Source organism: Acinetobacter sp. UBA5934, assembly GCF_002430855.1.
GTDB lineage: Bacteria > Pseudomonadota > Gammaproteobacteria > Pseudomonadales > Moraxellaceae > Acinetobacter.
In genome coordinates, this window is the sequence record NZ_DJDC01000019.1 from 7,716 (window position 1) to 8,312 (window position 597).

1 protein-coding gene is annotated in these 597 nt (G+C 30.8%); it reads left to right on the plus strand.

What is annotated here, in order from left to right; genetic code table 11:
* Positions 1 to 292: 292 nt before the first annotated feature.
* Positions 293 to 597, plus strand: a 305-nt coding sequence (locus B2Y23_RS01370; RefSeq protein WP_291368544.1) for a hypothetical protein, incomplete at its 3' end; no start/stop codon positions are given.

Here is a 597-nt window from a genome sequence, read left to right on the forward strand (position 1 = left end):
TAATAATGAATTAGAAATGACTGATTAAAATCAATTGAATTGGTAACGTGATAATTTTGAAAAATATTGTAGAAGCGGGGGAGGGTGATCTTTGGGATCGCCATCGTCTACAGAAGCAGTTCACTCATTATGTTGATCAGTTGAATTATGATGCAGTCTTAGTTTTAGATGCAGGCTAGGACTTTAAGATTAATCGCTCTAGCGTCAAGTTGTGACGTCATTAATATCATCACTGGATAAATTTGTATCGATTATTGCTATATTTCCGAATACTTAGCAGAGAATAGATGTAATGCACAAATATAATTTTGATTCAGATGAAACATTTAACTCTATAGAAGACTTTTTAGATAAATGTTGTACTTATTGGAATTTAACGGGTAATCACACTAGAAATATTTATCAAGCTGAATTTGATGGAGTAGATATTGTTAGTGAACTGAATAATTTACTGCTTAAGTTAAAATCTTCAAAATGTTCGTTACAACAAATTACAGGTTATCAAGAATTTGAACTCAGTATCGAGTCGTCATTTTGTTCCGATTATATAGAGAAGATGGAAGATTATAAAGAATGGATATTCGAAAATAGATATCA